The 26,710-nt window shown below is 66.9% G+C and carries 24 protein-coding genes; 12 read left to right on the forward strand and 12 right to left on the reverse strand.

The window, feature by feature from the left end; translation table 11 throughout:
• Window positions 1-118 precede the first annotated feature (118 nt).
• The 9 genes from HNQ66_RS07110 to HNQ66_RS07150 all read left to right on the forward strand — a co-directional run bounded on the left by HNQ66_RS07110 (window position 119) and on the right by HNQ66_RS07150 (window position 8,308).
• Window positions 119-1,291: a CaiB/BaiF CoA transferase family protein gene (locus HNQ66_RS07110; protein ID WP_184142312.1), complete on the forward strand. Its 1,173-nt coding sequence runs from the start codon at window positions 119-121 to the stop codon at window positions 1,289-1,291.
• Window positions 1,288-2,442, forward strand: a complete 1,155-nt coding sequence (locus HNQ66_RS07115) for an acyl-CoA dehydrogenase family protein (protein WP_184142314.1) — start codon at window positions 1,288-1,290, stop codon at window positions 2,440-2,442. The genes HNQ66_RS07110 and HNQ66_RS07115 overlap by 4 nt, the downstream gene beginning before the upstream one ends.
• Window positions 2,443-2,506: 64 nt before the next feature.
• The gene (locus HNQ66_RS07120; RefSeq protein ID WP_184142316.1) at window positions 2,507-3,325 is read left to right on the forward strand and encodes a transporter substrate-binding domain-containing protein; all 819 of its coding nucleotides are present in this window, start codon (window positions 2,507-2,509) and stop codon (window positions 3,323-3,325) included.
• A 139-nt stretch (window positions 3,326-3,464) separates the two neighbouring features.
• On the forward strand, window positions 3,465-4,112 hold the full coding sequence (locus HNQ66_RS07125) for an amino acid ABC transporter permease (protein ID WP_184142318.1): 648 nt from the start codon (window positions 3,465-3,467) through the stop codon (window positions 4,110-4,112).
• Window positions 4,112-4,774 carry an amino acid ABC transporter permease gene (locus HNQ66_RS07130; RefSeq protein WP_184142320.1) on the forward strand — a complete coding sequence of 221 codons (663 nt, stop codon included), beginning with the start codon at window positions 4,112-4,114 and terminating at the stop codon, window positions 4,772-4,774. Before HNQ66_RS07125 ends, HNQ66_RS07130 begins: the two co-directional genes overlap by 1 nt.
• Window position 4,775: 1 nt before the next feature.
• Entirely contained in the window at window positions 4,776-5,549 is a 774-nt protein-coding gene (locus tag HNQ66_RS07135; RefSeq protein ID WP_184142322.1) for an amino acid ABC transporter ATP-binding protein, read from the forward strand.
• Window positions 5,550-5,748: 199 nt separating this feature from the next.
• Window positions 5,749-6,828, forward strand: a complete 1,080-nt coding sequence (locus HNQ66_RS07140) for a methionine ABC transporter ATP-binding protein (RefSeq protein ID WP_184142324.1) — start codon at window positions 5,749-5,751, stop codon at window positions 6,826-6,828.
• Window positions 6,818-7,486, forward strand: a complete 669-nt coding sequence (locus HNQ66_RS07145) for a methionine ABC transporter permease (RefSeq protein ID WP_184142326.1) — start codon at window positions 6,818-6,820, stop codon at window positions 7,484-7,486. The genes HNQ66_RS07140 and HNQ66_RS07145 overlap by 11 nt, the downstream gene beginning before the upstream one ends.
• 45 nt (window positions 7,487-7,531) lie before the next feature.
• On the forward strand, window positions 7,532-8,308 hold the full coding sequence (locus tag HNQ66_RS07150) for a MetQ/NlpA family ABC transporter substrate-binding protein (protein WP_184142328.1): 777 nt from the start codon (window positions 7,532-7,534) through the stop codon (window positions 8,306-8,308).
• Between the two features lie 68 nt (window positions 8,309-8,376).
• Here HNQ66_RS07150 and HNQ66_RS07155 read toward each other — a convergent pair whose 3' ends face one another.
• From HNQ66_RS07155 to araD, 7 genes are all read right to left on the reverse strand, one after another.
• Window positions 8,377-9,441: an Ldh family oxidoreductase gene (locus tag HNQ66_RS07155; protein WP_184142330.1), complete on the reverse strand. Its 1,065-nt coding sequence runs from the start codon at window positions 9,439-9,441 to the stop codon at window positions 8,377-8,379.
• A 62-nt stretch (window positions 9,442-9,503) separates the two neighbouring features.
• The gene (locus tag HNQ66_RS07160) at window positions 9,504-11,024 is read right to left on the reverse strand and encodes an ABC transporter substrate-binding protein (RefSeq protein ID WP_184142331.1); all 1,521 of its coding nucleotides are present in this window, start codon (window positions 11,022-11,024) and stop codon (window positions 9,504-9,506) included.
• A 150-nt stretch (window positions 11,025-11,174) separates the two neighbouring features.
• Entirely contained in the window at window positions 11,175-12,083 is a 909-nt protein-coding gene (locus HNQ66_RS07165) for a dihydrodipicolinate synthase family protein (protein WP_184142333.1), read from the reverse strand.
• Window positions 12,080-12,985 carry a 5-dehydro-4-deoxyglucarate dehydratase gene (locus HNQ66_RS07170; RefSeq protein WP_184142336.1) on the reverse strand — a complete coding sequence of 302 codons (906 nt, stop codon included), beginning with the start codon at window positions 12,983-12,985 and terminating at the stop codon, window positions 12,080-12,082. Before HNQ66_RS07170 ends, HNQ66_RS07165 begins: the two co-directional genes overlap by 4 nt.
• Before the next feature lie 148 nt (window positions 12,986-13,133).
• A complete protein-coding gene (locus tag HNQ66_RS07175) occupies window positions 13,134-13,844 on the reverse strand; it encodes a ribonuclease activity regulator RraA (protein ID WP_184142338.1) in 711 nt (236 codons plus the stop codon).
• Between the two features lie 12 nt (window positions 13,845-13,856).
• Window positions 13,857-15,047 carry an L-talarate/galactarate dehydratase gene (locus tag HNQ66_RS07180; RefSeq protein ID WP_184142340.1) on the reverse strand — a complete coding sequence of 397 codons (1,191 nt, stop codon included), beginning with the start codon at window positions 15,045-15,047 and terminating at the stop codon, window positions 13,857-13,859.
• A gap of 11 nt (window positions 15,048-15,058) precedes the next feature.
• Entirely contained in the window at window positions 15,059-16,795 is a 1,737-nt protein-coding gene (araD, locus tag HNQ66_RS07185) for an L-arabinonate dehydratase (RefSeq protein WP_184142342.1), read from the reverse strand.
• Between the two features lie 142 nt (window positions 16,796-16,937).
• Here araD and HNQ66_RS07190 point away from each other — a divergent pair, with 142 nt between their 5' ends.
• Window positions 16,938-17,654, forward strand: a complete 717-nt coding sequence (locus HNQ66_RS07190; protein WP_184142344.1) for a GntR family transcriptional regulator — start codon at window positions 16,938-16,940, stop codon at window positions 17,652-17,654.
• Between the two features lie 6 nt (window positions 17,655-17,660).
• Here HNQ66_RS07190 and HNQ66_RS07195 read toward each other — a convergent pair whose 3' ends face one another.
• From HNQ66_RS07195 to HNQ66_RS07215, 5 genes are all read right to left on the reverse strand, one after another.
• The gene (locus HNQ66_RS07195; protein WP_184142346.1) at window positions 17,661-18,608 is read right to left on the reverse strand and encodes a 2-hydroxyacid dehydrogenase; all 948 of its coding nucleotides are present in this window, start codon (window positions 18,606-18,608) and stop codon (window positions 17,661-17,663) included.
• The gene (locus HNQ66_RS07200) at window positions 18,605-20,239 is read right to left on the reverse strand and encodes an ABC transporter ATP-binding protein (RefSeq protein WP_184142348.1); all 1,635 of its coding nucleotides are present in this window, start codon (window positions 20,237-20,239) and stop codon (window positions 18,605-18,607) included. Before HNQ66_RS07200 ends, HNQ66_RS07195 begins: the two co-directional genes overlap by 4 nt.
• Window positions 20,232-21,158, reverse strand: coding sequence for an ABC transporter permease (locus HNQ66_RS07205; protein ID WP_184142350.1), 927 nt, complete (start codon window positions 21,156-21,158; stop codon window positions 20,232-20,234). The genes HNQ66_RS07200 and HNQ66_RS07205 overlap by 8 nt, the downstream gene beginning before the upstream one ends.
• Window positions 21,159-21,161: 3 nt before the next feature.
• Entirely contained in the window at window positions 21,162-22,076 is a 915-nt protein-coding gene (locus tag HNQ66_RS07210; RefSeq protein WP_184142352.1) for an ABC transporter permease, read from the reverse strand.
• A 177-nt stretch (window positions 22,077-22,253) separates the two neighbouring features.
• Window positions 22,254-23,129 (reverse strand): DMT family transporter, encoded by an 876-nt coding sequence (locus HNQ66_RS07215; RefSeq protein ID WP_184143263.1) that lies wholly within the window; start codon window positions 23,127-23,129, stop codon window positions 22,254-22,256.
• Between the two features lie 210 nt (window positions 23,130-23,339).
• Here HNQ66_RS07215 and ku point away from each other — a divergent pair, with 210 nt between their 5' ends.
• Window positions 23,340-24,170, forward strand: a complete 831-nt coding sequence (gene ku, locus HNQ66_RS07220; RefSeq protein WP_184142354.1) for a non-homologous end joining protein Ku — start codon at window positions 23,340-23,342, stop codon at window positions 24,168-24,170.
• Between the two features lie 2 nt (window positions 24,171-24,172).
• The gene (gene ligD / locus HNQ66_RS07225) at window positions 24,173-26,710 is read left to right on the forward strand and encodes a DNA ligase D (RefSeq protein WP_184143265.1); all 2,538 of its coding nucleotides are present in this window, start codon (window positions 24,173-24,175) and stop codon (window positions 26,708-26,710) included.

The raw sequence follows: 26,710 nt of genomic DNA on the forward strand, positions 1-26,710 counted from the left end.
CCTCCCCCTGCCGGTCGATGCACACCGGTGGATTCACACATAGCACAAAAATATGTCTAGACATATGAAGTGTTATGTTTATACATATTGGCGTGGATCGGCTGGGAGGGCGCATCACATGCAGGCATCGTGCGACAAGGCGTCCGCGCCTCTTGCCGGCATCAAGGTGCTGGATCTTTCCCGCGTTCTGGCAGGCCCCTACTGCACCGCGCTGCTCGCCGATCTCGGCGCCGAGGTCATCAAGCTGGAGCCGCCGGCCGGCGACGACTATCGCCATATCGGCCCGTTCCGCGACGGCGAAAGCGCCCTCTTCACCCTGAACAACCGCGGCAAGAAGAGCCTCGTGCTCGACCTCAAGGACCCCGAGGACCAGGCGATCGCGCAGGCCATTGCCGGGCGCGTCGACGTGGTGGTCGAGAATTTCCGCCCCGGCGTCGCCGCACGGCTCGGCCTCGGCGCCGAGACCTTGCGCGCGGCAAACGCCCGGCTGGTCTATTGCTCCATCTCCGGCTTCGGCCAGCAAGGCCCCTTCAAGGACCTGCCGGCCTACGACCTCGTGGTGCAGGCCATGTCCGGCCTGATGGCCGGCACGGGCGAGGAAGGCGGCGCGCCGCTGAAGACCGGCGAAAGCATCGCCGACCTCGTCGCCGGGCTCTTCGCGAGCTGGTCGATCATGGCCGCGCTGGTGCAGCGCGAGCGGACGGGACAGGGCGCGACGCTGGACGTCGCCATGTACGACGCCCTCTTCTCCATGCTGACCACCAGCCATGCGCTGCATTTCTATGCCGGCGCCCTGCCGCAGCGGGTCGGAAACCGCCATCCGCTCTCCACCCCCTTCGGCTGTTTCGCGACGAAGGACGGCCAGGTGGTGATCGCCGTCCTCAGCGGCAAGCAGTTCGCCGCCCTCGCCGCGCTGATCGGAGCGCCGGAAGCGGCAGGCGACCCGCGCTTTGCCAGCGACGAGAGCCGCACGGCGCACGAGCCGGAGCTGAAGGCGCTGATCGAGGCCTGGTCGCGCGGCCTGACGACGGAAGAGGCCGTGGCCGCGCTTTCCGCCGTGGGCCTTCCGGCCGCGCCGATCTGGGATATCGCGCAGGCCGCCGGCAACGAACATGCCGCCGCCCGAAACCTCGTCAGCCACCTGCCGCATCCGGTGCTCGGCACGGCCCCGACAATCGGCCAGCCGGTGCTTTTCGACGGGAAGAAGCCCGCCGCCACCACCTCCGCCCCGCGCCTTGGCGGCGACATCGCCGCGATCCTGAAAGAATTCGGACTGGAGCAGACCCGATGAGCGACGACTGGCACATGCTTTCCGAGGAAGAGGCGCTGTTCTGCGACGTGCTGACCCGCGTCTGCGCCGAGCAGATCGCCCCCCTCGCCCACGAGACGGACGAGACCTCCGCCTTCGTCCACCGCCAGCTGAAGATCCTCGGCGACGTCGGCATGATGGGCGCGAACCTGCCGGAAGAATACGACGGCAGCGGCATTTCCGCGCCGGCCTTCCTGCGCGCGGTGTCCATCGTCGCCGGCGCGTGCGGCTCCACCGCCTCGGCGCTGACGGCCCATTATCTCGCGACCGATTCCATCCTCATCGGCGGCAGCGAGGCGCAGAAGCGGGAATGGCTGCCGAAGGCGGCCAGCGGCGCGGCACTTGGCGCCTTCGCGCTCACCGAGCCGGGCGCCGGCTCCGACCCCGCCGACATGAAGACCCGCGCGCGCCGCACCGATGCCGGCTGGCACGTCAAGGGCACGAAATGCTTCATCTCGAACGGCGGGGTGGCGGATTTCATCGTGCTCTACGCCGTCACCGACCCGGAAAAGGCCCATCGCGGCATTTCCGCTTTCATCCTGCCCAAAGGCACGCCCGGCCTTGACGCCGGCCCGGCGGAAAAGACCATGGGCCTCAAGGGCGGCCACGTCTTCACCCTCAACATCGACTGCCACCTGCCGGAAAACGCGCTTCTCGGCGAGGAAGGCCGCGGCTTCCGCACCGCCATGCAGGTGCTCGACAACGGCCGCATCGAAGTCGCCGCCCAGTGCCTCGGCCTTGCCGAGGCGGCGATGACATCCGCCATCGCCTATACGAAGGAACGCGTGATCGGCGGCCAGCCGCTCAGCGAGCGGCAGGGCATCCGCTGGATGATCGCCGACATGGGCGTCGCCTACCGTTCCGCCCTGCTGCTCTCGCAGGATGCCGCGCGCCAGCGCCAGAAGGCCCATGACGAGGGCGGCCGCTTCACGCTCGCCTCCTCCATGGCCAAGCTTGCGGCCTCGGAGGCCGCGGCCAAAGTGGCCGATACCGCGCTGCAGCTTCACGGCGGCTACGGCTACACCCGCGACTTTCCCATCGAGCGGATCAACCGGGATCTGCGCATCATGCGGATTTACGAGGGATCAAGTGAAATCCAGCGCATTATCATCGCCGGCAATATGCTAGCGTGACGTTCGACGGTGCGCCGGACACGCATTGAATACCAACCAACCAGAGTCTAACCAGGAGGATGAAATGACCCTTTCGAAAACGTTGAAATCCATGCTGTTCGGCGTCGCGGCCCTTGCGCTTGCCGGCCCGGCCCTTGCCGACCAGCTCGCCGACATCAAGGCCGCCGGCAAGATCGTCACGGCGACCGACATGCACTACGCCCCCTTCGACATGCTGGTCGACGGCACCTATGACGGCATGACGAAGGACCTCTTCGACGGCGTCAGTAAGGAACTCGGCGTCGAGCCGGTTTATCAGGACATTCCGTGGACGGCCGAGCTGCCGGGCCTCGAAGTCAAGAAGTTCGACATCGTCATCGCGCCGGTCACCATCACGCCGGAGCGCCTCGAGCGCTACGCCTTCTCGCTGCCGATCGCCGATGCGACCGTCTCGCTGGTCAAGGCCGCCGGCAACAAGGACCTGAACAAGCCCGAGGACATCAAGGGCAAGACCGTCGGCGTCCAGCAGGGCACCGCGCAGTTCCGCCAGCTCGAAGCCTACGGCAAGGAGCTGGGCGGCGTGACCGTCAAGGAATACGGCACGACCGACGAAGCCTATGCCGACCTTGCCGCCGGCCGCCTCGACGCCGTCGCCGGCTCGCTGCCGAACCTCACCTACCTCGTGAAGAACCGTCCGGAGAGCTTCGCCCTGTTCGAGCCGGCTTCCTTCGGCCAGCCGACCTACTTCGCCTGGGTCGCCCGCAAGGACGCCGACAGCGACAGCTTCGTCAAGGCCGTCAACGACGCCCTCCTGAAGATGACCGACGACGGCCGCATCAAGGCCATCCAGGAAAAGTGGCTCGGCGCCTACACCGAGCTGCCGCGCGAAGTGCCGACCAAGTAAGAAAAGCCGCGGGCGGGGCCTTGCGCCCCGCCCGCCTTCCGGCCCGGCCGCTGCGAAGCGTTGCGGTTTGCGGCCCGGAAAGATAGAGCGTTTGCGCGCCCGGAAAGGCCGGCGGCGCGCCGAACCACCGCGAGGGGCCATGTTCTCCATCTCCGTCTTCCTGGAAAGTTTCGGCCCGTTGTTCTGGGCGGCGCGCTACACGCTGCTGATCTCGGTGCTGGGCATCGGGCTCGGGCTCGTGATCGGAACGCTGATCTGTGCGGCGCGGCTGTCGCCCTATGTCTGGCTTCGCCGCTTCGCCATGCTCTGGGTCAGCTTCCTGCGCGGCGTGCCGCTTCTCGTCCAGCTTCTCGTCTTCTACTACACGCTGCCGGTGATCGGCCTCGACGTGCCGGCCATGGTGGCGGCGGTCGTGACCGTCGGCATCTGCGCCAGCGCCTATATCTCGGAAATCTGGCGCGGCGCCATCGCCGCCCTGCCGAAGGGTCAGGCGGAAGCCGCCATCGCCATCGGCATGACCCCGCAGGACGTGTGGATCCGGGTGATCCTGCCGCAGGCCTTCAATCTGTCGCTCCCCGCCCTCATCAACGAACTGATCCTCCTCGTGAAGGCCTCCTCGCTGGTCTCCGTGGTGGGCATCCTCGAAATCACCCGCGCCAGCCAGGCGCAGGCCGCGACCACCTTCCGGCCGCTTGAGGTCTATATCGCGGCTGCCTGCATCTACCTCCTGATCAACCTGTGCCTTGCGGTGCTCGGTCGCTATCTCGAACACAGGACGGCTATCTGATGGACTGGAGCATCCTGCAGCAATACGGCCCCGGCCTTCTCAGCGGCTTCGGCACGACGATCCTGTGCTGGCTGCTGGGCACGGTCTTCGGCATGGCGCTCGGCCTTGTCCTCGCCCTTGCCCAGCGCTACGGCGCGCGCTGGCTGAACCGGGTCATCCAGGTCTATGTCGAGATCATCCGCGGCACGCCCTTCCTCGTGCAGCTCTTCGTGCTCTATTACGGCGGCCCGCTGGTCGGCCTCCGGCTCGACGCCCTGCCGGCGGGCCTCCTCGGCCTCACCGTCTACGGCAGCCCCTATTTCGCGGAAATCTTCCGCTCGGGCTTCCGCGCCGTGCCGCACGGCCAGATCGAGGCCGCCCGCGCCATCGGCATGACAGAGGCCTCCATCGTGCGCCGCATCCTGCTGCCGCTCGGCCTCGTCTCCTCGCTGCCGGCGCTGGTGAATTTTTCCATCATCCTCACCAAGGAAACGGTCATCCTGTCCATCATCACCGTTCCCGAGCTGATGTACCAGGTCCAGCGCATGTCGACCGAGACCTTCCGCTACCTCGAAGCCAACCTCGTCCTGGCGCTGTTCTTCTGGGCGCTCGTCGAGGCCATCTCGAATGCCGGCCGCTGGCTCGAGGCGCGCATCACCAAACACCTCGTCGAAAGGACCTGAGATGGTTTCCGCATCCTCCGTCGAAATCCGCAAGGTCAACAAGCACTACGGCACCTTCCACGCGCTGAAGGACATCGACCTCGTCATTCCGCCGGGCAAGGTGACCTGCCTCATCGGCCCGTCCGGCTCGGGCAAGTCCACGCTGCTGCGCTGCGTCAACTTCCTGGAGGAATACGATTCCGGCGAGGTGCTGATCGACGGCACGATGATCGGCTACGAAGCGCCCGGAAAGAAGATGCCCGGCCGCAAGCTCCGCGAGATGCGCCGCTCGATCGGCATGGTGTTCCAGCAGTTCAACCTTTGGCCGCACATGACCGCCCGCGAGAACGTCGCCGAAGGGCTGATCCGCGTGCGCGGCCTGTCGAAGAGCGAGGCGCACCGGCGCGCCGCCGACGCGCTCGCCAAGGTCGGCCTTGCCGACAAGATGGCGAACCACCCCTCGCGCCTTTCGGGCGGCCAGCAGCAGCGCGTCGCCATCGCCCGCGCCATCGCCATGGAGCCGCGGCTGATGCTGTTCGACGAGCCGACCTCCGCGCTCGACCCGGAACTGGTCGGCGAGGTGCTGAACGTCATGAAGACGCTGGCGAGCGAGGGCATGACCATGGTGGTCGTCACGCACGAGATGGGCTTTGCCGCCCATGTCGCCGACCAGGTCGTCTTCATGGAGAAGGGCGAGCTCGTCGGCGTCGACAGCCCCGACCGCATCCTGCACCATCCCGAGGACGCCCGCATCCAGTCGTTCCTGCGCACCTATCACGAGCGCAACAGCTTCTAGGAGCGGCCTTGCGGCGGGCGTCCGACGACGATATTCCCGCAACGCGGAATTTTTAGGAATTCCATTTCTGTCAAATTGCGGCGGCGCGGGGCAAACCTGTGCCCGTCGCCTGTGACGCAGGGTCGCTCCCCGCCGTCTTCGCATCGCGGAGTGGCGATGCTATCCCGTCGGGCGACCTGACTGAAAGCGTGAGCTGAAAATGACACTTCCCACCGCCTCGAAGGACGAGGCGCAATCCGCCCCCATGGTGCTCTTTGCGGGCGCGACCAAGCGCTTCGGCGAGGGCGACAATGCCTTCGTCGCGCTCGACGGCGTCGACATGGCCGTCGGCCGCGGCGCGATCACCGGCATCATCGGCCGCTCGGGCGCCGGCAAGTCCACCCTCATCCGCCTCGTCAACGGCCTGGAGAAGGCGACGTCCGGCAAGGTCGTGGTGGACGGAACGGAGGTCGGCGGGCTGGACGAGACGGGCCTTCGCACCCTTCGCCGCGAAGTCGGCATGATCTTCCAGCACTTCAACCTGCTCTCCTCGCGCACCGCCTTCGACAACATCGCCCTGCCGCTGGAGATCGCCGGGCTCGACCGGGCCGCGATCCGCGCCAAGGTCGGCCCCCTTCTCGACCTCGTCGGCCTCGGCGACAAGGCGGAGCGCTATCCGTCCGAGCTTTCCGGCGGCCAGAAGCAGCGCGTCGGCATCGCCCGCGCGCTTGCCACCTCGCCGAAGCTGCTGCTGTCGGACGAGGCGACCTCGGCGCTCGACCCGGAAACGACGCAGTCGATCCTCGCGCTCCTCAAGCAGATCAATGCCGAGCTCGGCCTCACCGTACTCCTCATCACCCACGAGATGGAGGTGGTGAAGACCATCGCCTCGCATGTCGCCGTCATCGACAGGGGCCGCATCGTCGAGCAGGGGCCGACCTTCGGCATCTTCACCGCCCCGCAGCACGAGACGACGCGCATCCTCCTTTCCTCCGCCCTCGGCACCACACTGCCGGAATGGCTGCGCTCGGGCATCAAGCCTGAACCCGCCGCCGGCGACCGCGTCCTCGTGCGGCTCACCTTCTTCGGCGCAACGGCCTTCGAGCCGCTGACAGCCCGGCTCGTCACCGAGATCGGCGGCAACGTCAACATCCTTGCCGGCGCCATCGAGGAGATCGCGGGCGAGCCCTTCGGCACGCTCGTCGTCGCCTATCCGGCAACGCCCGATGTCGTCGCACGTGCCGACCGCTTCTATGCCGAAACCGGCCTTGCCACGGAGGTGCTCGGCTATGTCGCCTGAAATGCTCGTCGATCTCTTGTGGAAATCGCTGCTCCAGACGCTGCAGATGGTGGCCGCCTCGGGCCTTCTCGGCTCGCTGATCGGCCTGCCGATCGGCATCTTCCTCGCCACCAGCGGCAAGGGCGAGCTCTTCCCCGCGCCGGCGCTCAACCGGGCGGTCGGGCTCATCGTCAACGCCGCCCGCTCGACGCCCTTCATCATCCTCGTCGTCGCGATCATTCCCTTCACGCGGCTCCTCACCGGCACGTCGATCGGCACCACGGCCGCCATCGTGCCGCTGACCATCGCCACCATCCCCTTCTTCGCGCGCCTCGTGGAGGCGGCGATCCGTGAGATCGACAAGGGGCTGATCGAGGCCGCCCGCGCCATGGGCGCGACGCCCATGCAGATCGTCTTCAAGGTGCTGCTCGCCGAAGCGCGGCCGGCCATCCTGCTCGCCTTCACCATGACCATCGTCAGCCTCATCGGCTATTCGGCCATGGTCGGGGCGGTCGGCGGCGGCGGGCTCGGCGACCTCGGCATCCGCTACGGCTACCAGCGCTTCATGCCGGACGTGATGCTGGCCGTGGTCGTCGTCCTCATCGTCCTCGTCCAGCTCGTCCAGAGCGCAGGCGACGCCCTTGCCCGCAGCTTCGACAAGCGCAACCGTAAGGGCTGATTTTACTCCTCCCCTCCCAAGCCATGTAATATCAAGGAGATACACATGTTGAAGTTCCTCGCCACGGCGGCGCTTGCCGCCCTCATCAGCGTTCCGGCACTCGCCGAAGACATCAAGGTCGGCGTGACGCCCGGCGAACACGCCGAGATCATGGAGAAGGTCAAGGACATCGCCGCCAAGAAGGGCCTCAATATCGAGATCCTGGAATTCTCCGACTACGTCGTGCCGAACCAGGCGCTGGCCGACGGCGACCTCAACGCCAATTCCTTCCAGCACCAGCCCTATCTCGACAACCAGATCGCCGACCGCGGCTTCGATCTCGTTGCCGTCGGCAAGACGATCACCACGCCGATGGGTGTCTATTCCAAGAAGGTGAAGAGCCTCAGTGAGCTTGCCGACGGCGCGACCGTCGCCATCCCGAACGACCCGACGAACGGCGGCCGCGCCCTCCTCGTCCTCGCCAAGGAAGGCCTCATCAAGGTCAACCCGGATGCCGGCCTGAAGGCAGGCCCGGCCGACATCATCGAGAACCCGAAGAACATCCAGATCTCCGAGCTCGACGCCGCCCAGCTTCCCCGCTCGCTGGACGACGTGGACGCCGCCGTCATCAACACGAACTACGCGCTGGAAGCCGGCCTCAACCCGACGAAGGATTCCATCGCCATCGAAGGCAGTGAGTCGCCCTATGCCAACGTGATCGTCGTGCGCAGCGCCGACAAGGACGCTCCGTGGGTGAAGACGCTTGTCGAAGCCTATCACGACGACAGCATCAAGGCCTTCATCACCGACCATTACAAGGGCGCGATCATCGCTTCATGGTAACAGTCGGGCTCATCGCCCAAAAAAGCAACGCCCTGCCGAACGGCAGGGCGTTGTCGTTTCAGGACCGGTCAGCCGGCCGCCGGCTGCGGCGCGGGCATGGCGACGCCGAGCCGTTCGGCATCGCGGCGGAGCTTTTCCCACGCGGCTTCGCCGACCGGCACGCCCTTCTCCAGCGCCGCCCGGCGCTTCTTCGCCGCACTGTCGCCGGGCACGCGCACGGCCCCCTTGTTCCAGGGCGCCGGCGGGTTGCTGCGGCAGGCCTCGGCCGTGAAGTCCGCCTCGGCGGTAAAGGCATCGAGCCCGGCGAAGAAGGCGGGGTCCATGACCTGGAGATAGGCGCTCTGGGCGAAGGTGCCGGCGGGCGTGTTCGCCCTGCCCTTGCCGGAAAGGCCCTGCCCCATGATGTCCACCATGAGGGCGAGGCCAAAGCCCTTGTGCCCCTTGTCGACGCCGCCGAGCGGCATCATCGTGCCGCCGCGCTCGGTGATCTCGCGCGGCTCGTCGGTCGGCTCGCCAGCGGCGGTGAGGCCCCAGTCGCCCGGGAACTTCTCGCCGCGCTTGGCGAGCGTCTGCGTCATCGTCGTCGTGGTGATCGAGCACGAGACGTCGATGAGGATCGGATCGCCCGAGGTGGGATAGCCCGCCGCCGTCGGGTTGGGCGTCAGGAGCGGCTTCGTGCCGCCGTAGGGCGCGACGCGCGCGGCCCCGGGATTGGAGACGGAAAGCTGGACGATGTAGCCGCGCTCCGTGACACGGCGCATGAAGGCCGAAAGGGCGCAGGTATGGTGGCAGTTGCGGATGGCCGCCGCGACGATGCCGTGATCGGCGATCCGCTGGCAGGCCTGGTCGAGCGCTTTGGTCAGCAGCCAGGCCCCCGGCAGGAGATTGCCGTCCCACACGAAGGTCGCGCCCCGATCGGCCACCACGTCGTAGCTGCCGGCCTTTGCCATCGAGCCTTCCTCGATCGCTTCGAGATACCAGTGCAGGAGGCCGACGCCGTGGGTCTCATGACCGATCATGTCGCCCTCGACGAGGATTTCGGCGGTCGCCGCGGCCTTGTCGGCCTCCATGCCGACGCGGGCGAGCATGTGTTCGACGAAACCCGTCAGGGCGCGCTGGTCGATAAGGGGCATGGAAGATCCGTTCTTTCTCTGTCGAAGCGCGGGCCGGCCTCAGCCGGCCCGCGGATGGCTTTCTACTTGAACTTGATCTGGGCAAGCTGGAGTTCGGAGTTTGCCGCAATCGTCGGCTTGAAGTCCAGACGCGGCGAGACGCGGGTGAAGCCGACCATGTGGAACATCGGGATATCGGCGATGATCTCCTCGTTCACCTTGGCGAACAGCTCCTTCCACAGCTTGGTGCGCTCGTCGCCCGTCGCCGTCGTCGCCTTCTCGATGAGGGCGTCGACCGCCGGGTCGCGTACCATCGAATGGGCCCCTTCCGAGGCATATTTCACGAAGGCGGTGAAGACCGGGTCGCCGGTGGCGTTGTCATGCTGCGACTGGGTCAGCGTCGGGCCGGAATCGGCGACATAGGGCGCGACGAAGTAGTTGTTCCACACCGACACGTCGTACATGTCGAGCTTCACGTTGAGGCCGATGTCGTGGAGCATCGCCATGATGGCTTCCATCGCCTCGGTGGCGTTCGGATACTGCCCGTTGCGGCCGATGATGCGGATCTGCGTGTCGACCGGCACGCCGTCGGCCTTGGCTTCCTCCACCAGCTTCCTGGCCTTGTCCGGATCGTAGGGCCAGACCGGAATATCGGCGTTGTAGCCGATGGTGGTCGGCACGACGAGCTGGGTCGCGACCTTCGCCTGTTCGGGGAAGAGCGTGCCGATCATGGCCTGCCGGTCGATCGCAAGGTTCATCGCCTCGCGGATGCGCCGGTCGTTGGTCGGTGCGATGCGCGTATCGATGCGCAGCGACGTCGTTTCCGAGTTGGGATAGGCGAAGTCCGTTTCCTTGTTCGTCGCATCCTGGAGCGCGATCGAGGGCACGATATCGGCTTCGCCCGCCCCGACCATGGCAGCGGCGACGGCACTGTCGGACCGGAAGAGATAGGTCGCCTTCTCGACCGCCGGCTGGTCGCCCCAATAGTCCGGATTGCGTTTGAGGGTGATCGACTGGCCGACTTCCCAGTTGTCGAACGTATAAGGGCCCGTGCCGACCGGTTTGCGCGTGAATTCGTAGGCCGGCGTCGCATCGGCCGATTCCACCGGCATGACGGTCATCAGCAGCGGAAGGATCGGCTGGGCGGGGTTGGTCGTGATGCGGATCGTGTGCGGATCGGGGCTTTCGAAGCTGAACTCGGTGCCGCCGAAATACTTGCCCCCGACCTCGCAACTGAACTTGGCGTTCTTGTTGCGCTCGATGGTGAACTGCACGTCCTTGGCGGTGAATTCCTTGCCGTCGTGCCACTTGACGCCCGGCCGCAGCTTGAACTCCCAGGTGTCGGCGTCGACCTGCGACCATTCGGTGGCAAGGCGCGGCTTGAGGCCGCCGTTCACATAGTCGAACTCGACGAGCATCTCGTTGACGTTCTCGGAGATGACGCGGCCGACATCCTGGCGTGCGGCCATGCAGGGCTCGACGACGTCGACGGTTTCGGCAAGCACGATCGTCACGTCCTTGCTCTTGTCCTGTGCCATTGCGGGGACGGCGCAGAACGCCAGTGCGGTGGTTGAAAGGCAGAAAGCTGCCATGCGGAGTTTCATTTCGGTCTCCTCCCTGCGTCCCGCGGGACGCCTCTTTCAATGATGAAAATCAGACCTTGAGGCCGTGGTGATGATCCGAACGGCAATTCCCCTCCGAATTGCGGATCATCTTATGCACATGCATACTAATATTTCAATTTACCTCCTATTTCAAGCGTGGATGAGTCGGTTGGCTTTCAGAAAGCGCTCCAGAACCGCCTGCTGCTCGGCCGTCAGCGGCCAGGAAGCCGGCGGGCGCGTGGGACCGCAGTCGGTGCCCATGGCGGCAAGGGCCGCCTTGACGCCGGTGACATTGGTGCCGTTGAGCTCCATCGCCCGCACCGCCTCGAAGGGCGCCATGTCGGCGATGAGCACGCGGGCGCCGGCATAGTCGCCGCCGTCGAGCGCGGCGAGGATGGCGAGCGAGCGCTCCGGCCAGACATTGATAAGGCCGGAGGTGAAGCCCCGCGCGCCGACGGCGTAGAGCGCGGGCGCCCACACTTCGGCAAGGCCGCCGACCCAGAGGATGGCCGGATCGCAGGCGGCGATGGCCTCGGCAAGCTTCATCGGGTTGGGCGTCGCCCATTTGACCCCGACGACGCCGGGCACGGCGCAGAGCGCGGCGATGGCGGCCGTCCCGATGGCGTCGTTGCGGAGATAAAGCATGATCGGCAGGCCGTCCGCCGCCTCCGCCACCCGCCGCACATAGTCGGTAACGCCGCGCGGCGAGGCGAAGGGATCGGGCGGCTGGTGGATCATCAGGCCCGCCGCACCCTCCCGCCGCGCCGCGGCGGCAAGGCGGCAGGCCTCCTTCACCGAGCGCCCGACACCGGCAAGCACCGGCGCCCGGCCATCGACCAGCGCGCAGACCTCGCCGATCATCGCCTCGGCCTCGTCGACCGCCAGTGCGTAGAACTCGCCGGTATTGCCGTTGACCACCGGCACATGCAGGCCGGCGGTAAGCGCCCGGTCGAGGATCGGCCGCAGGCGCGCCGGCGCGATGCGGTCGTCCGCATCGAACGGCGTCACCAGGATGCCGGAGATGCCCGCAAGCGCCTCTCTCAACGGAGCCGGCGTCATTTGGCGGACTCGATGAGCTGCCGCATCATGTCGACCTCCTCCTCGGTGAGGTCGGTGAGCGGGGCGCGGACCGGACCGGCCGTAAAGCCGCGCAGGCGAACGCCGGCCTTGACGGCAGAGACGGCATAGCCGGTCTTGCGGTCGCGGATACGGGCGAAGGGATAGTAGAAATCGCGCAGCATCTGCTCGCAGGTCGCATCGTCGCCGGCAAGGAAGGCGCCGTGGAACTTCAGCGCCGTCTCCGGCACGAAGTTGAACACCGCCGAGGAATAGGTCGGCATGCCCGCGCCGCGATAGGCCTGGGCGAAGAGCTCGTGCGTCGGCATGCCGCCGATATAGGAGAGGCGGTCGCCGAGCATCACCGTCACGCGGCGCACGGTGTCGATGTCGCCCGTGCCGTCCTTGAAGCCGATGAGGTTCGGGCATTCGTCGGCGAGTTTCGCGAGCTGGTCGGCCGAAACGCGGGCCTGGCCGCGATTATAGACGATGACGGCCATGCTGGTCGCCTTGCAGACGGCGCGGATGCGCGCGGCGATGCCCTCCGGCGGGGCTTCGGTGAGGTAATGTGGCAGGAGCAGGATGCCGTCGCCGCCGGCCGCCTCGATCTCGCGCGCCATGTCGCAGGCGATGCGCGTGCCGTAGCCGCAGCCGGCGATGACCGGCGCGTCCTTCGAGACGGCGCGCGCCGTCCGGACGACCTCGACCACCTCGCCCGGCGTCAGCGAGAAGAGCTCGCCCGTGCCGCCGGCGACGATGAGGCCGGCGACGGGATAGGAGGAGAGCCATTCGAGATGCGCCGCGAACGGCTTGGGCGAAAAGCGGTCCTCGGCATCGAACGGCGTGACGGGGAAGGACAGGAGGCCGTTGCGGATGATCTCGCGCAGGTCGGTGGGGGCGATCATGATGTTCTCCTCATTCGGTTGCGCCGGCCTTCGGACGGAAGAGCGACGGGAAAATTCCTAAGCTGGAGGACCCGCGGCACGCGGGTCCCCATGGCCGGAACGCGCGGCTCCGGACCCAGACTGTCTTTCTTTCGGCTGTGCGCCCGGCCTAGCGGCCGTTCGCGGCCCGCCATTCAGCAAACAGCGTAAGATTGCTTTCGTCCGTCGCCGGATAGAGGCCTACGATGGTGTGGCCCGCCTTCACCCGCTCGACGACGAAATCCTCGTAAGCGGTCATCTCGACGGCCTCGTCGGCGATCTCGTCGGCGATCTCCTGCGGGATGATGATGACGCTGTCGTCGTCGCCCACCACCACGTCGCCGGGAAACACCGCGACGTCGCCGCAGCCGATCGGCACGTTGATGTCGATGGCCTCGTGCAGCGTCAGGTTCGTCGGGCTGGACGGGCGGTTGTGATAGGCGGGGATGTCGAGTTCGGCGATGGTCATGGAATCGCGGAAGCCGCCGTCGGTCACCACCCCTGCCCCGCCGCGCACCATGAGCCGCGTGATGAGGATATCGCCGGCCGAGGCCGCGCGCGGGTCCTTGCGGCTGTCCATGACGAGCACGGCGCCCTCGGGGCACGTCTCGATGGCCACGCGCTGCGGGTGCTTCGGATCACGGAAGACCGACATGGGATTGCGGTCCTCCCGTGCCGGCATGTAGCGCAGCGTGAAGGCAGGCCCGACCATGTTGCGGCCCTTCGGCCGCACGGGGCGCACGTCCTGGATCGTCTGGTTCTTGAGGCCGCGCTTGTAGAGCGCCGAGCACAGGGTCGCGACGGAGACGCCCATCAGCTTTTCGCGGGTTTCGGGTTTCATGGTTCCTCCTCCTCAATGGCCGAAGCTGCGGGTTTCGACGGTCCAGTCGCGCGCCTTGCCCGTCAGGGAGCAGCCGAGGCCGGGGCGCGGCGGCACGACCATGCGGCCGTCCCTGATCTCGAGCGCCTCGTTGAAGAGCGGCGCCAGCCAGTCGAAATGCTCCACCCAGGGCTCGTGCGCATAGGCGGCGGCGAGGTGCAGGTGGATTTCCATGGCGAAATGCGGGGCAAGGCGCATGCGCCTGGCCTCGGCCTGCGTGCAGATGCGCAGGAACGGCGTGATGCCGCCGACGCGCGGCGCGTCGGGCTGGATGAAATCCACCGCATCGGCCTTGATGAGCGCCATGTGCTCGTCGGCGCTGGCAAGCATCTCGCCGGTCGCGATGGGCGTTGCAAGCTCGCGGGCGAGCGCGGCGTGGCCTTCGGCATCGTAGGCGTCGAGCGGCTCTTCGATCCATTCGAGGTTCAGCGGCTCGACCAGCCGGCCGAAGCGCAGCGCCGTCGTGCGGTCCCATTGCTGGTTGGCGTCGACCATCAGCGGCGCGCGGCCGGCAAGATGGCTGGTGACCGCATCGAGACGCCTCAGGTCCTCCATGGGGTCCGGCTGGCCGACCTTGATCTTGATGCCGCCGATGCCGGCCGCGAGCGAAAGGTCGATGGCGGCGCAGATCTCCTCCACGCTGGACGACAGGAAGCCGCCCGAGGTGTTGTAGCAGGCGACGCTGTCGCGATGCGCGCCGAGCAGCTTGGCGAGCGGCAGGCCGGCACGCTTGGCCTTCAGGTCCCAGAGCGCGATGTCCATGGCGGCGATGGCCTGCGTGGCGATGCCGGAGCGGCCAACCGAGGCGCCCGCCCAGCAGAGCTTGTCCCAGAGCCGGGCGGTGTCGTTCGGGTCCTCGCCGATGAGGTTTTCCGCGATCTCGCAGGCATGGGCGTAGAGGCCCGGCCCGCCGGCGCGCTTGGAATAGCTGAAGCCGAGGCCCTCATGGCCGGCTTCCGAGACGATCTCGCAGAAGAGGAAGGCCACCTCGGTAAGCGGCTTCTGCCGGCCCGTCAGCACCTTGGCGTCGCTGATCGGCCGGGCGAGCGGCAGGTAGGCGAGCGAGAGCTTGACGGAGCGGATGGCGTCCAGCTTGGCAGGCCCTGCCGCAAAGCCGGCCTTCGGCGGCTGGGCGGGGATGACGCGGACATCGGGATTAAACATGGCCCTCTTCCTCAGTTGATCGCCGGTTCCGGCGTCTTGCCGCCGAACTCAGTGCGCAGGAAATCGAAGTCGCAGCCCTTGTCGGCCTGCTCGATATGCTTGGTGAACATGAAGCCGTAGCCGCGCTCGTAGCGGGGCTCGGGCGCCTGCCAGGCGGCGCGGCGCGCCGCCAGCTCGTCCTCCGCCACCAGCATGTCGAGGCTGCGGGCGGGAATGTCGAGCTCGACGATGTCGCCGGTCTTCAAAAGGGCGAGCGGCCCGCCGACGAAGGCTTCCGGCGAGACATGCAGCACGCAGGCCCCGAAGCTCGTGCCGGACATGCGGGCATCGGAAATGCGCACCATGTCGCGAAGGCCGAGCTTCAAGAGCGCCTTGGGCATCGGGATCATGCCCCATTCCGGCATGCCGGGGCCGCCCTGCGGGCCGGCATTGCGCAGCACCAGCACCGTGTCGGGCGTCAGCGGATAATCCGGGTCGTCGATGATCTTCTTCATCTCGGCATAGCTGTCGGCGACGAGCGCCGGGCCGCGATGGCGGTGGAATTTCGGATCGCACGCCGCCGGCTTGATGACCGCGCCGTCGGGCGCGAGATTGCCCTTGAGGACGGCAAGCGAGCCCTCGTGGTAGACCGGGTTGGAGAGCGGCCGGATCACGTCGTCGTTCCACACCTTGACGTCCTCCAGCCCTTCCACGAGCGGCCGGCCGGTGACGGTGATGGCGGTCGGGTCCAGCTTGTCGCCGAGCTGCTTCATCAGCGCGCGAAGCCCGCCCGCATAGAAGAAGTCTTCCATGAGGTAGGTCGTGCCGGAGGGGCGGATATTGGCGATCACCGGCGTCGTGCGGCCGATGCGGTCGAGATCGTCGAGTTCGAGCGGAATGCCGGCGCGGCGCGCCATGGCGATGAGATGGATGATCGCATTGGTCGAACAGCCCGTTGCCATGGCGACCGTCACCGCGTTGTTGACGGCGGCCGCGGTGAGGATCCTGTCGGGCGTCAGGTCCTCCCAGACCATCTCGACGACGCGCCGGCCGCAGGCGGCCGACATGCGCTGGTGGTTGGCGTCCGCCGCCGGGATCGAGGAGGCGCCCGGCAGGGTCAGCCCCAGCGCCTCGGCGATGGCCGTCATGGTGGAGGCGGTGCCCATGGTCATGCAATGGCCGTAGCTGCGGGCGATGCCGCCCTCGATGCCCTGCCATTCCTCCTTGGAAATGGTGCCGGCGCGCCGCTCGTCCCAGTACTTGAAGCCGTCCGTACCCGAGCCCAGCGTCTTGCCGGCATAGTTGCCGCGCAGCATGGGGCCGGCCGGAAGATAGACGAAGGGAATGCCCATCGAGACCGCGCCCATGACCAGCGCCGGGGTGGTCTTGTCGCACCCGCCCATCAGCACCGCGCCGTCGATGGGGTGGGAGCGCAGCAGCTCCTCCGTCTCCATCGCCAGCATGTTGCGGTAGAGCATGGTCGTCGGCTTGACGAAATTCTCCGACAGCGAGAGCGCCGGCAGCTCCATGGGAAAGCCGCCCGACTGCAGGATGCCGCGCTTCACCCAGTCCACGCGCTCGCGGAAATGCATGTGGCAGGGCTGGGCATCCGACCAGGTGTTGATGATCGCGATGATCGGCTTTCCCTGCCAGTCCTCCGGCGAGTAGCCCATCTGCATCGTGCGCGAGCGGTGCCCGAACGACCGCTGGTCGTCCGGCATCATCCAGCGCGCCGAGCGCAGCTCCTCGTAGGTTTTCCTCCCGGTCATGTCCGTCTCCTTTCGCGGCAGACCATTGCCGCGCCTCATCATCCATACTAATATTTCAGTTCGACATCTATATCAACACCTATATTTCTATTCTTGTGTATGAGTTGCGGCCCGGCTAACACTGAGCGAAAAGGATCACCCCATGAACACATCGCTTGCCCAGACATTCGGACTTGCCCCTTCCGGCTTTCCCTCGGTCGCCGGCAGCACCGTCCAGCGGGTCTATGACGACCTGCGCAAGCGGATCATCACCATCCAGCTTCCGCCGGACACAACGCTCTCGCGCACGGAACTGACGGAGACCTACGAGGTGAGCCAGACGCCGATCCGCGAGGCGATGCAGCTTTTGAAGCAGGAAGGGCTGGTGCGCATCTATCCGCAGTCGCGCACCGTCGTCACACGCATCGACGTGCCGCAGATCTACGAGGCGCATTTCCTGCGCGTCGCGCTGGAGACGGAGGTGTGCCGCCGCCTTGCGCTGGAGCCCGATTCCCCGACGGTCATGCGGGCGCGCTCGATCATCAAGATGCAGGAAGCCGTCGCCGACGACCCGGAGCAGCTCTCGATCTTCCAGGAGCTGGACGAACTGTTCCACCAGACGCTGTTTGCCGGCGTCAGGCGCAGCGGCCTGCACCAGCTCATCCGCGAGCGCTCCGGCCACCTGGAGCGCATCCGCCGCCTGCACCTTCCCGAGAAGGGCAAGATCATCAACATCCTCGACGGGCATCGCGCCATCGTCGAGGCGATCGCGGCCGGCGACGAGACTGCCGCCATCGCCGCCATCCGCGATCATCTCAGCCGCACGGTCTCCAAGGTCGAGGACCTGCGCGCGGAGTTCCCGCACTACTTCGCCGCCTGACGCCGGTCAGTTCACGGGCGTCAGCAGCGGCTTACCGGCGAAGAAGGCCGCAAGGTTGTCGATGACCAGCTGGGCCATCCGGTCGCGCGTCTCCTCCGTGCCGCTGGCATGGTGCGGATAGAGCACGACATTGTCGAGCGCAGCGAAGGCCGGGTCCGGGTTCGGCTCGTTGAGATAGACGTCGAGCCCGGCAGATGCGATGCGTCCCTCCTGGAGGGCGCGGATCAGCGCCGGCTCGTCGACCACCGTGCCGCGCGAGATGTTGACGAGGCTGCCTTCCGACCCGAGCGCGTCGAGCACGTCCGCGGAAATCAGCTTCTCCGTCTCCGCCCCGCCCGGCGTCGCGACGATGAGGATGTCCGCCCAGGCGGCGAGCTTCACCGGATCGTCGAAATAGGCGTAGTCGTTGCCGGCCTTCTTCGATCGGCCGTAGTAGCCGATCGTCAGGCCGAGGGCCTCGCAGCGCCGCGCGATGGCAAGGCCGATGCGCCCGAGCCCGACGATCCCCGCCTTCTTGCCGGAAGTCGAGGTCGTCAGCGGCATCATGCCCTTGCGGCCCCAGTCGCCCGAGCGGACATAACGGTCGCCCACCACCAGCCGGCGGCGCGCCGCCAGCATCAGGAGCAGCGCCATGTCCGCGACATCGTCCAGCAGCACGTCCGACGTGTTGGTGAGCGTGATGCAGCGCCGGGTCATCGCCGCAACGTCCATCTGGTCGAAGCCGGCCGAGGAGCAGGCGGCGATCTTCAGCGCGGGCAGTCTTGCGAGGAACGCGTCGTCGATGGCGACATGGCCGTTCACCACCATGGCGGTGCAGCGCGGGCCGACCTCGGCCAGCATCGCCTCGCGCGCCTCGCCCTCCAGCAGGTCGAGACGGTGCACCGTATAGGTCTTTTCCAGCATCTCCATCTGGCGGGGACGCAGGGGATAGGCGACCAGAACATCGGGTTTCATGCTATTTCAAGTCCTTCTTCGAGGTTGCGGGCGGCACGGCGGGCGGCCTGGATTTCCGGATCGGGATCGAGGCTCGCGGCAAGAAGCGCGCGGGTATAGGGATGGGCGGGCGCATCGAAGATCTGCCGCACCGGCCCCTCCTCCACGATTTCCCCGTCCTTCATGACGACGACACGGTCGGCGAAATCGCGCACCACCGGCAGGTCGTGGGCGATGAAGAGATAGGACAGGCCGAACTCGCGCCGCAAGCCGTCGAGAAGCGCGATGACCTGCGCCTGGATCGAGACGTCGAGGGCGGACACCGCCTCATCGCAGACGATGAGCTTCGGCTCCATGGCGAGCGCCCGGGCGATCGCGATGCGCTGGCGCTGGCCGCCGGAGAACTGGTGCGGGTAGCGCGCCGCCATGTCCGGCTTCAGGCCGACCTTGACCAGAAGCTCGGCCACCCGTTCCTTCCAGCGTGCCCGCGGCAGGATGCCGGGATGGATGGCCCAGGCCTCGGAGATGAGCTGGAACACCGTCATGCGCGGGTTGAGCGACTGCGTCGGATCCTGGAAGACCATCTGCAGGTCGCGGCGAAGGCCAAACAGCTCCCTGGGGCTCATCGCCAGGAGATCGCGGCCGCGATAGAGCACCTGCCCCGAATTGGGATCGTCGAGGCGCAGGATCGCCCGCGCCAGCGTCGACTTGCCCGATCCGCTCTCGCCGACGACCGCCACGGTCTCTCCCGGCATGATGGCGATATCGACGCCCTTCAATGCATGGAACGCGCCGTAGGTCTTGTGCAGGCCGATGGCCGAAAGCAGCGGCTCGCCCTTGCGCTCCTGCTCGTCCGGCATCTCGCCCTTGCCGGGCGCGGCGTCGATGAGCTTCTTCGTATAGGGGTGCTGCGGGTTGCGGTAGACTTCCGCGGCATTGCCGGATTCGACGATGCAGCCGGAATTCATCACCACCACCCGGTCGGCGATCTCGGCGACGACGCCGAGGTCGTGGGTAATGAGCAGGAGGCCCATGCCGGTCTCGTCCTGCAATTCGCCCAGAAGCTCCAGCACCTGGGCCTGCACCGTCACGTCGAGCGCCGTCGTCGGCTCGTCGGCGATCAGGATGTCCGGCTTGCAGGCAAGCGCCATGGCGATCATCAGGCGCTGGCGCTGGCCGCCGGAGAACTGGAACGGATATTTGTTCATCGCCAGCTCGGGCCGCGGGATGCCGACGCGCTTCATGAGGTCGAGCGCGCGCGTGCGCGCCTCCTCGCGCGGGGCGCCGTGGGTCGTCATCATCTCCGTGATCTGCCAGCCGACCGTATAGACGGGGTTGAGATGGGCGAGCGGGTCCTGGAAGATCATGGCGATGCGCGCGCCGTTGATCGCCCGGCGCTCCTCCGCGCTCATCGCCAGCATGTCGCGGCCGTTGAAGAGGATCGTGCCGCTGGTGATCCTGCCCGGCGGCATGTCGATGAGGTTCATGATCGCCGAGGCGGAGACGGACTTGCCCGACCCGCTTTCGCCGAGGATCGCCAGCGTCTCGCCGCGGTCGAGATGCCAGCTCACGTCCTGCACGGCCTTGACCGTGCCGGCGGCGGTGTGGAACTCGACCGAAAGGTCGCGCACTTCAAGCAGGTGTTCAGCCATTTTTCCGGCCTCTCATTTCAAGGCGCCAGCGCTGCGCCGGATCGAGCGCGATGCGCAGCCAGTTCGACAGCAGGTTCAGCGACAGGGTGGTGAGGATGATCGCAAGGCCCGGCCAGAAGGAAAGCCACCAGGCATTCGTCAGATAGGGCCGGCCCTGGCTGACCATGAGGCCCCAGGTGATCTCCGGCGCCTGGATGCCGATGCCGAGGAAGGAGAGCGAGGATTCGGCCAGCATGACGAAGGCGAAGTCGAGCGTGGCGATCGTCACCAGCGTCGGCAGGATGACCGGCAGGATATGGCGGAAGACGATGCGCCGGTGCGAGGCGCCCATGACGGTCGCCGCCTGCACGAACATGCGCTCGCGCACCTCCAGCACCTCGGCGCGCGTGGTGCGCAGGTAGATCGGGATGCGCGTGATCGCCAGCACCAGCACGATATTGGCGACGGACGGCTCCAGCATGTAGAGCACGATGACGGCAAGCAGCAGCGAGGGGAAGGACATGATGACATCGCCGAGCCGCATGATCCACTGGGCGGCCGAACGCCGGCTGTAGCCCGCAACGAGCCCGAGGGCAGCGCCGACGACAGAGGAGGCCGCCACGGCTCCCGCGGCGACCAGCATGGTGTTCTGCGCCGCCACCACGATGCGGGCGAGGAGCGGCCGGCCGAGCGCATCGGCGCCGAGCACGTAGATCCAGCCATGGGTGAGGTCGAAGGGCGGGGCGTTTCGCCCGCGCAGGTTCTGCTTGGTGGCATATGCATCCAGGAAATGCGGGCCGAGGATCGCACAGAGCAGCACGACGAAGAGGAAGAGCGCGGCGAAGAAGGCGAGCTTGTCGGCCCACAGCATGGAGAACCAGCGCCCGAGCGCCCCGCTCTGCTTTCGCCCGGAAAGGATTTGCGTGTCTGTCATGGCCATCGCTCAATACCGGATGCGGGGATCGAGCAGCGCATAGGCGAGGTCGATCAGGAGGTTCATGATGAAGATCGCCAGCGCCGACACCATGATGACGGCGAGGACGACGGCAAAATCGCGCAGCAGGATGGAATCGATCATCAGCTTGCCGATGCCGGGAAAGCCGAAGACGGTCTCGACCACGACCGCGCCGTTGAGGATGGCGGCGGCCTGGTCGCCGATGACCGTGATGACCGGCAGCATGGCATTACGCAGGCCGTGCACGAAGATGATGACGGGCGTGCGCACGCCCTTGGCGCGGGCCGTCTTGACATAGGCGGAGGAGAGGACGCCGATCATCGAGCCGCGCACCACCTGGAGGATGAGGCCGAAGGGGCGGATGAAGAGCACGGAGACGGGAAGGATCCAGTGCCAGGGCGTGCCCGTTCCCGAGGTCGGCAGCCAGTGGAGCTTGACCGCGAAGATGACGATCGCCACGATGGCGAGCCAGAAATCCGGCGCGGCGGCGCCGATCAGCGAGAAGAAGGTGGCGATGCGGTCGAAGATGCCGCCGACGCGGAAGGCGGCGAGCGAGCCGATGACGATGGCCGCCAGCGTGACGCAGGACATGGTGATGACGGCGAGCCAGAAGGTCCAGCCGAACGCCTCGAGCACCACGTCCATCGCCGGGCGCGCCTGGCGCAGCGACTGGCCGAAGTCGAGCCGGGCGAGATCGGCGACATAGCGGCCGAACTGCACGATCAGCGGATCGTTGAAACCATGCATCTGGCGGAACTGGTCGCGCATTTCCGTGGATGCGTCGAGCGGCAGGTAAAGGTCGGTCGGGTCCCCCGTCAGCCTCGACAGAAAGAACACGAGCACGACGAGCCCTATCAGCGAGACACCGCTCGCAAGGGCCCGCTTGCTGATGAATGATTTCATATCACTCCTCCCGAGTGAGAATTTCGTTGCACGGCATTCTCCGGGGTCGTGCCCGCGAAAGCCGCCGTTCCGGCTCATTGGCTCCTCAGGAGCGGGCACGGACCGCGGTCCGAACTCACATCCGAGTAATATATTAGTGCATCTGAGATTTTTGTGCATCTGTTTTTTTGACCTTCATCAGCCTTCGTCCTCGAAGCGGCGCCGGCGAAGGCGCGCGCCGCCGGCGGCGGCGAGGGTCGCGACGAAGATCGTCGCCGCGCCGATCCAGGTCGTCACGGGCGCCACCTCGCCGAAGAACAGGAAGGCCATGACGGCCACGACCGGCAGGCGCAGGAAATCGAGCGGCGCGAGATAGGAGGCGCTCGCCATGGCGAAGGCCCGGGTGATCAGCGTCATGTTAAGCGCCCCGAGCACGCCCTGCAGGGCGAGGAGGCCGAGCTGCATCGGCGTCGGCGTGACCCAGACAGGCACGGCGGCAAGCAGCCCCAGCCCCACCATGGCGAGGAGGTTCCAGGCGACGAGGCGGTCCGTCGTGTCGCGCAGCGCCATGCGCCGCAGCATCAACTGGCTGACGGCCGTGAGGATCGCGCCGGCAAGCGCGAAGAGCAGCCAGGGGTCGAACGTGCCCGCCCCCGGCCGCACGATGATCATGACGCCGACAAAGCCGGCAAGCACGCCGCCGATGACGGAGGGCGCGACCTCCTCCTTGAGGAAGAGCCAGGCGCCGAGCGTGAGGAAGATCGGCATGGTGAAGTTGAGCGCCGTCGCATCGGCAAGCGGCGCATGGGCGTAGGCGATGAAGAGGGCGACGAGCGAGGCGAACTTCAGCCCCGCCCGCACGACATGCGCCGCCCGATAGGGCGAGGCCAGAAGCTGGACCCGGCGCATCATGAAGGGCAGCACCGCGCAAAGGCCGAACAGGGCCCGGAAGAACGCGATGGTGAAGGGATGCACCCCGCCGGCGAGCATGCGCACGATGACCGCATCGAACCCTGCCAGGATGGACGCCGCCGCCATGATAAGGACGGCGGCGCCCGTCCGCTGGCCGCTCATGAGCCCGCTCATCGGATCCGGCCTCGAACCATGACGGACCGGCATCGACAGGATTTCATGGCGCTCTCCTCACTGCTACGGATCGTCTTATACACTAAAATATAAGAACACCAGTCCGCAAATCGGCTTGCCCACGGGTGTGCGTCGGAGGCTTCAAGGAACAATCGCGGCCGCGCCGCATTGCTTCCGCTTTGCAGCGGAGGGCGAAACGTGGCGCCGAGAGCCAACTGGAAAGGTTTCCTGAAACTGGGAGAGCTGGTCTGTCCGGTCGCCCTTCACACCGCCGCCTCGACGAGCGAACGCGTCTCCTTCCACCTCGTCAACCGCAGGACGGGTAACCGGCTGCACCGGGAATTCATCGACAGCGAGACGGGCAAGCCCGTCGAGAAGGAAGACCAGGTGAAAGGCTACGAGACCGGCGAGAACGACTATATCGTGCTCCAGCCGGAGGAGATCGCCGCCGCCGTGCCCGAGAGCGACAAGACGATGGCCGTGGAAGCCTTCGTCGCCTGCTCCGACATCGACGACCTCTACTTCGACAAGCCCTATTACCTGCGCCCCGCCGACCGGCAGGGCGAGGAGGTCTTTGCGCTGATCCGCGAGGGCATGGAGGCGAAGAAGGTGGCGGCGGTGGCGCAGGCCGTGCTCTTCCGCCGCGCCCGCACCCTGATCATCCGCGCCCACGATGCGGGCCTCATCGCGACGACGCTCGCCTACGACTACGAGGTGCGCTCCGCCAAGGAAGCCTTTTCCGACATTCCCGATATCGAGGTGAAGGGCGAGATGCTGGAGCTTGCCGAGCACATCATCAGGACGAAGAGCGGCCGCTTCGATCCCAAGGGCTTCGACGACCGCTACGACGCCGCCCTTGCCGAGGTGGTGAAGGCGAAGATCGAGGGCCGCAAGATCAAGCCTGTCCGGCCGAAGGCCGAGGGCAAGGTCATCGACCTGATGGAAGCGCTGCGCCAGAGCGCCGGCGAAACGAAGAAGAAACCCGCGGCGAAGCGCAAGCCGGCAGCCGGCCGGCGGAAGGCAGGATGAGAATGGCGACGCTCGACGTCTACCGGCAGAAGCGGGATTTCCGCACCACCGCCGAGCCGAAAGGGCGCAAGGGCCGCAAGGGCGGCCATAGCTTCGTGATCCAGAAGCACGACGCCACGCGCCTCCACTACGACTTCCGCCTCGAGATGGACGGCGTGCTGAAGAGCTGGGCGGTGACGCGCGGCCCGAGCCTCGTGCCGAGCGAAAAGCGCCTCGCCGTGCATGTCGAGGATCATCCGCTGGACTACGGCGACTTCGAGGGCACCATCCCCAAGGGCGAATATGGCGGCGGCACCGTCATCGTCTGGGATCGCGGCACGTGGACCCCGCTCGGCGACGCCCGCAAGGCCTATGCCAAGGGCCATCTCGAATTCGAGCTCGACGGGGAGAAGCTGCACGGCCGCTGGCATCTCGTGCGCATGCACGGCAAACCGGGCGAGAAGCGCGAGAACTGGCTGCTGATCAAGGGCGACGACGAATTCGCCGTGCCGGAAGACAAGGACGATCTTCTCGAGGAACGGCCGGAATCGGTGAAGACCGGACGCGACATCGAGGACGTCGCCGGAGAAGCGCCCGGCTGGTCGTCGAAGACCGGCCGCATCCGCAAATCCGCCCGCCGGAAGGCCGAGCCCGAAAAGGAGAAGCCCGAAGCCGAGGCACCCGATCCTTCCGCCATCAAGGGCGCGCGCAAGGCGAAGCTGCCCGATTTCGTCCCGCCCGCGCTGGCGACGCTCGCCGCCGCCCCGCCGCCCGGCGCACGCTGGCTGCACGAGATCAAGTTCGACGGCTACCGCCTGCAGGCGCGCATCGAGGCGGGGCGGGTGAAGCTCCTCACGCGCAGCGGGCTCGACTGGACGAAGAAATTCGGCAAGGCTGTCGTCGCCGCGCTCGCTGAGCTTCCGGCCGGCACGGCGCTCATCGACGGCGAGCTCGTCGTTGAGACCGGCTCGGGCGCCTCCGATTTCTCCGCCCTCCAGGCCGATCTCAGCGAGGGGCGCGACGACCGCTTCGTCTTCTACGTCTTCGACCTTCTCCATCTCGACGGCTACGATCTCACCCGCCTGCCGCTGGAAGAGCGCAAGGCCCTGCTCGAAAAGCTCGTGCCCGGCAACGGCGGCATCCTGCGCTACAGCCACCATTTCGAGGAAAGCGGCGCGCTGGTGCTGAGCCATGCCTGCCGCCTCAGCCTCGAAGGCGTCGTCTCCAAGCTGCGCGATGCGCCCTATCGCGGCGGGCGCAGCAAGAGCTGGATCAAGTCGAAATGCTCGGCCCGGCAGGAATTCGTGATCGGCGGCTTCGTGCCCTCCTCCGTCTCGCGCCAGGCGATCGGCTCGCTTCTCCTCGGCGTCTACCGGGACGGCAAGCTGATGCCGGTCGGCCGCGTCGGCACCGGCTTCGGCGCGGCGGTCGCCACGGACCTTTTCCGCCGGCTGAGCCGCATGCGGACGGACGAGAGCCCCTTCGGCCGGAAGCTGACGGCGGACGAGGCGCGGCAGGCACGCTACGTGCGGCCGGAACTGGTGGCAGAGGTGGAATTTCGTGCCTGGACGGCGGACGGGCATTTGCGCCATGCTTCCTTCCGGGGCCTGAGGGAAGACAAGCCGGCAAGGGAGGTCGTTGCGGAAATGCCGAAATCGAAAACCGCACCCGCGGCCGAGAAGCCGCCGCGACGCACCGTGCGCCTCACCCACCCCGACCGGATCTACTGGCCGGGCGAAGGCGTCACCAAGGAAGGGCTTGCCGACTATTACACCGAGGTCTGGCGCTACATGGCCCCGCATGTCGTCGGCCGGCCGCTCGCGCTCCTGCGCGCGCCGAGCGGCATCGACGGCCAGACCTTCTTTCAGAAACACGCCTGGAAGGGCATCAACGCCAATATCATTCAGGTGCAGGATCCGAAGGAGAAGGACGAGGAGCCCTATGTCGCGATCAACGATTTCGACGGCCTGATGGGCCTCGTGCAATCGGCCACGCTGGAAATTCATCCCTGGGGCTCGACCCTTGCGGACTGGGAGCGGCCGGACCGCATCATCATGGACCTCGACCCCGGCGAGGGCGTCGCCTGGCAGGCGGTGATCGACGCGGCGGAGGAAACGCGCCGGCGCCTCGAGGCGGCCGGCCTCAACGCCTTCGTGAAGACCTCCGGCGGCAAGGGCCTGCATGTCTGCGCGCCGCTGAAGCCTTCGGCCCGCTGGCCCGCCGTCAAGGCCTTCTGCAAGGGCATCGCCGACGCCATGGCGAAGGACAGCCCCGAAAGCTACGTGTCGACCATCACCAAGTCGAAGCGCCGCGGCAAGATCCTCATCGACTACCTGCGCAACCAGCGCGGCCAGACGGCGGTCGCCCCCTACTCCACCCGCGCCCGGTCGGGCGCGGCCGTCTCCATGCCGCTCGCCTGGAGCGAGCTCAGCCCGGAAATCGGCCCGGCCTATTTCACCGTGGAGAACACGCCGACGCGCCTTCACGCGCTGAAGGCCGACCCGTGGGCGGATTTCAAGGCGGCGGCCGAGCCGCTGAAGGCGGGAAAGGCGAAGGGGTGA

The organism is Shinella fusca (assembly GCF_014203155.1).
Lineage (GTDB): Bacteria > Pseudomonadota > Alphaproteobacteria > Rhizobiales > Rhizobiaceae > Shinella > Shinella fusca.

Coding starts and splice junctions, on each gene's coding strand:
- HNQ66_RS07110 (WP_184142312.1), top strand. CDS start 119: ATGCAGGCATCGTGCGACAAGGCGTCCGCGCCTCTTGCCGGCATCAAG.
- HNQ66_RS07115 (WP_184142314.1), top strand. CDS start 1,288: ATGAGCGACGACTGGCACATGCTTTCCGAGGAAGAGGCGCTGTTCTGC.
- HNQ66_RS07120 (WP_184142316.1), top strand. CDS start 2,507: ATGACCCTTTCGAAAACGTTGAAATCCATGCTGTTCGGCGTCGCGGCC.
- HNQ66_RS07125 (WP_184142318.1), top strand. CDS start 3,465: ATGTTCTCCATCTCCGTCTTCCTGGAAAGTTTCGGCCCGTTGTTCTGG.
- HNQ66_RS07130 (WP_184142320.1), top strand. CDS start 4,112: ATGGACTGGAGCATCCTGCAGCAATACGGCCCCGGCCTTCTCAGCGGC.
- HNQ66_RS07135 (WP_184142322.1), top strand. CDS start 4,776: ATGGTTTCCGCATCCTCCGTCGAAATCCGCAAGGTCAACAAGCACTAC.
- HNQ66_RS07140 (WP_184142324.1), top strand. CDS start 5,749: ATGACACTTCCCACCGCCTCGAAGGACGAGGCGCAATCCGCCCCCATG.
- HNQ66_RS07145 (WP_184142326.1), top strand. CDS start 6,818: ATGTCGCCTGAAATGCTCGTCGATCTCTTGTGGAAATCGCTGCTCCAG.
- HNQ66_RS07150 (WP_184142328.1), top strand. CDS start 7,532: ATGTTGAAGTTCCTCGCCACGGCGGCGCTTGCCGCCCTCATCAGCGTT.
- HNQ66_RS07155 (WP_184142330.1), bottom strand. CDS start 9,441: ATGCCCCTTATCGACCAGCGCGCCCTGACGGGTTTCGTCGAACACATG.
- HNQ66_RS07160 (WP_184142331.1), bottom strand. CDS start 11,024: ATGAAACTCCGCATGGCAGCTTTCTGCCTTTCAACCACCGCACTGGCG.
- HNQ66_RS07165 (WP_184142333.1), bottom strand. CDS start 12,083: ATGACGCCGGCTCCGTTGAGAGAGGCGCTTGCGGGCATCTCCGGCATC.
- HNQ66_RS07170 (WP_184142336.1), bottom strand. CDS start 12,985: ATGATCGCCCCCACCGACCTGCGCGAGATCATCCGCAACGGCCTCCTG.
- HNQ66_RS07175 (WP_184142338.1), bottom strand. CDS start 13,844: ATGAAACCCGAAACCCGCGAAAAGCTGATGGGCGTCTCCGTCGCGACC.
- HNQ66_RS07180 (WP_184142340.1), bottom strand. CDS start 15,047: ATGTTTAATCCCGATGTCCGCGTCATCCCCGCCCAGCCGCCGAAGGCC.
- araD (WP_184142342.1), bottom strand. CDS start 16,795: ATGACCGGGAGGAAAACCTACGAGGAGCTGCGCTCGGCGCGCTGGATG.
- HNQ66_RS07190 (WP_184142344.1), top strand. CDS start 16,938: ATGAACACATCGCTTGCCCAGACATTCGGACTTGCCCCTTCCGGCTTT.
- HNQ66_RS07195 (WP_184142346.1), bottom strand. CDS start 18,608: ATGAAACCCGATGTTCTGGTCGCCTATCCCCTGCGTCCCCGCCAGATG.
- HNQ66_RS07200 (WP_184142348.1), bottom strand. CDS start 20,239: ATGGCTGAACACCTGCTTGAAGTGCGCGACCTTTCGGTCGAGTTCCAC.
- HNQ66_RS07205 (WP_184142350.1), bottom strand. CDS start 21,158: ATGGCCATGACAGACACGCAAATCCTTTCCGGGCGAAAGCAGAGCGGG.
- HNQ66_RS07210 (WP_184142352.1), bottom strand. CDS start 22,076: ATGAAATCATTCATCAGCAAGCGGGCCCTTGCGAGCGGTGTCTCGCTG.
- HNQ66_RS07215 (WP_184143263.1), bottom strand. CDS start 23,129: ATGAGCGGCCAGCGGACGGGCGCCGCCGTCCTTATCATGGCGGCGGCG.
- ligD (WP_184143265.1), top strand. CDS start 24,173: ATGGCGACGCTCGACGTCTACCGGCAGAAGCGGGATTTCCGCACCACC.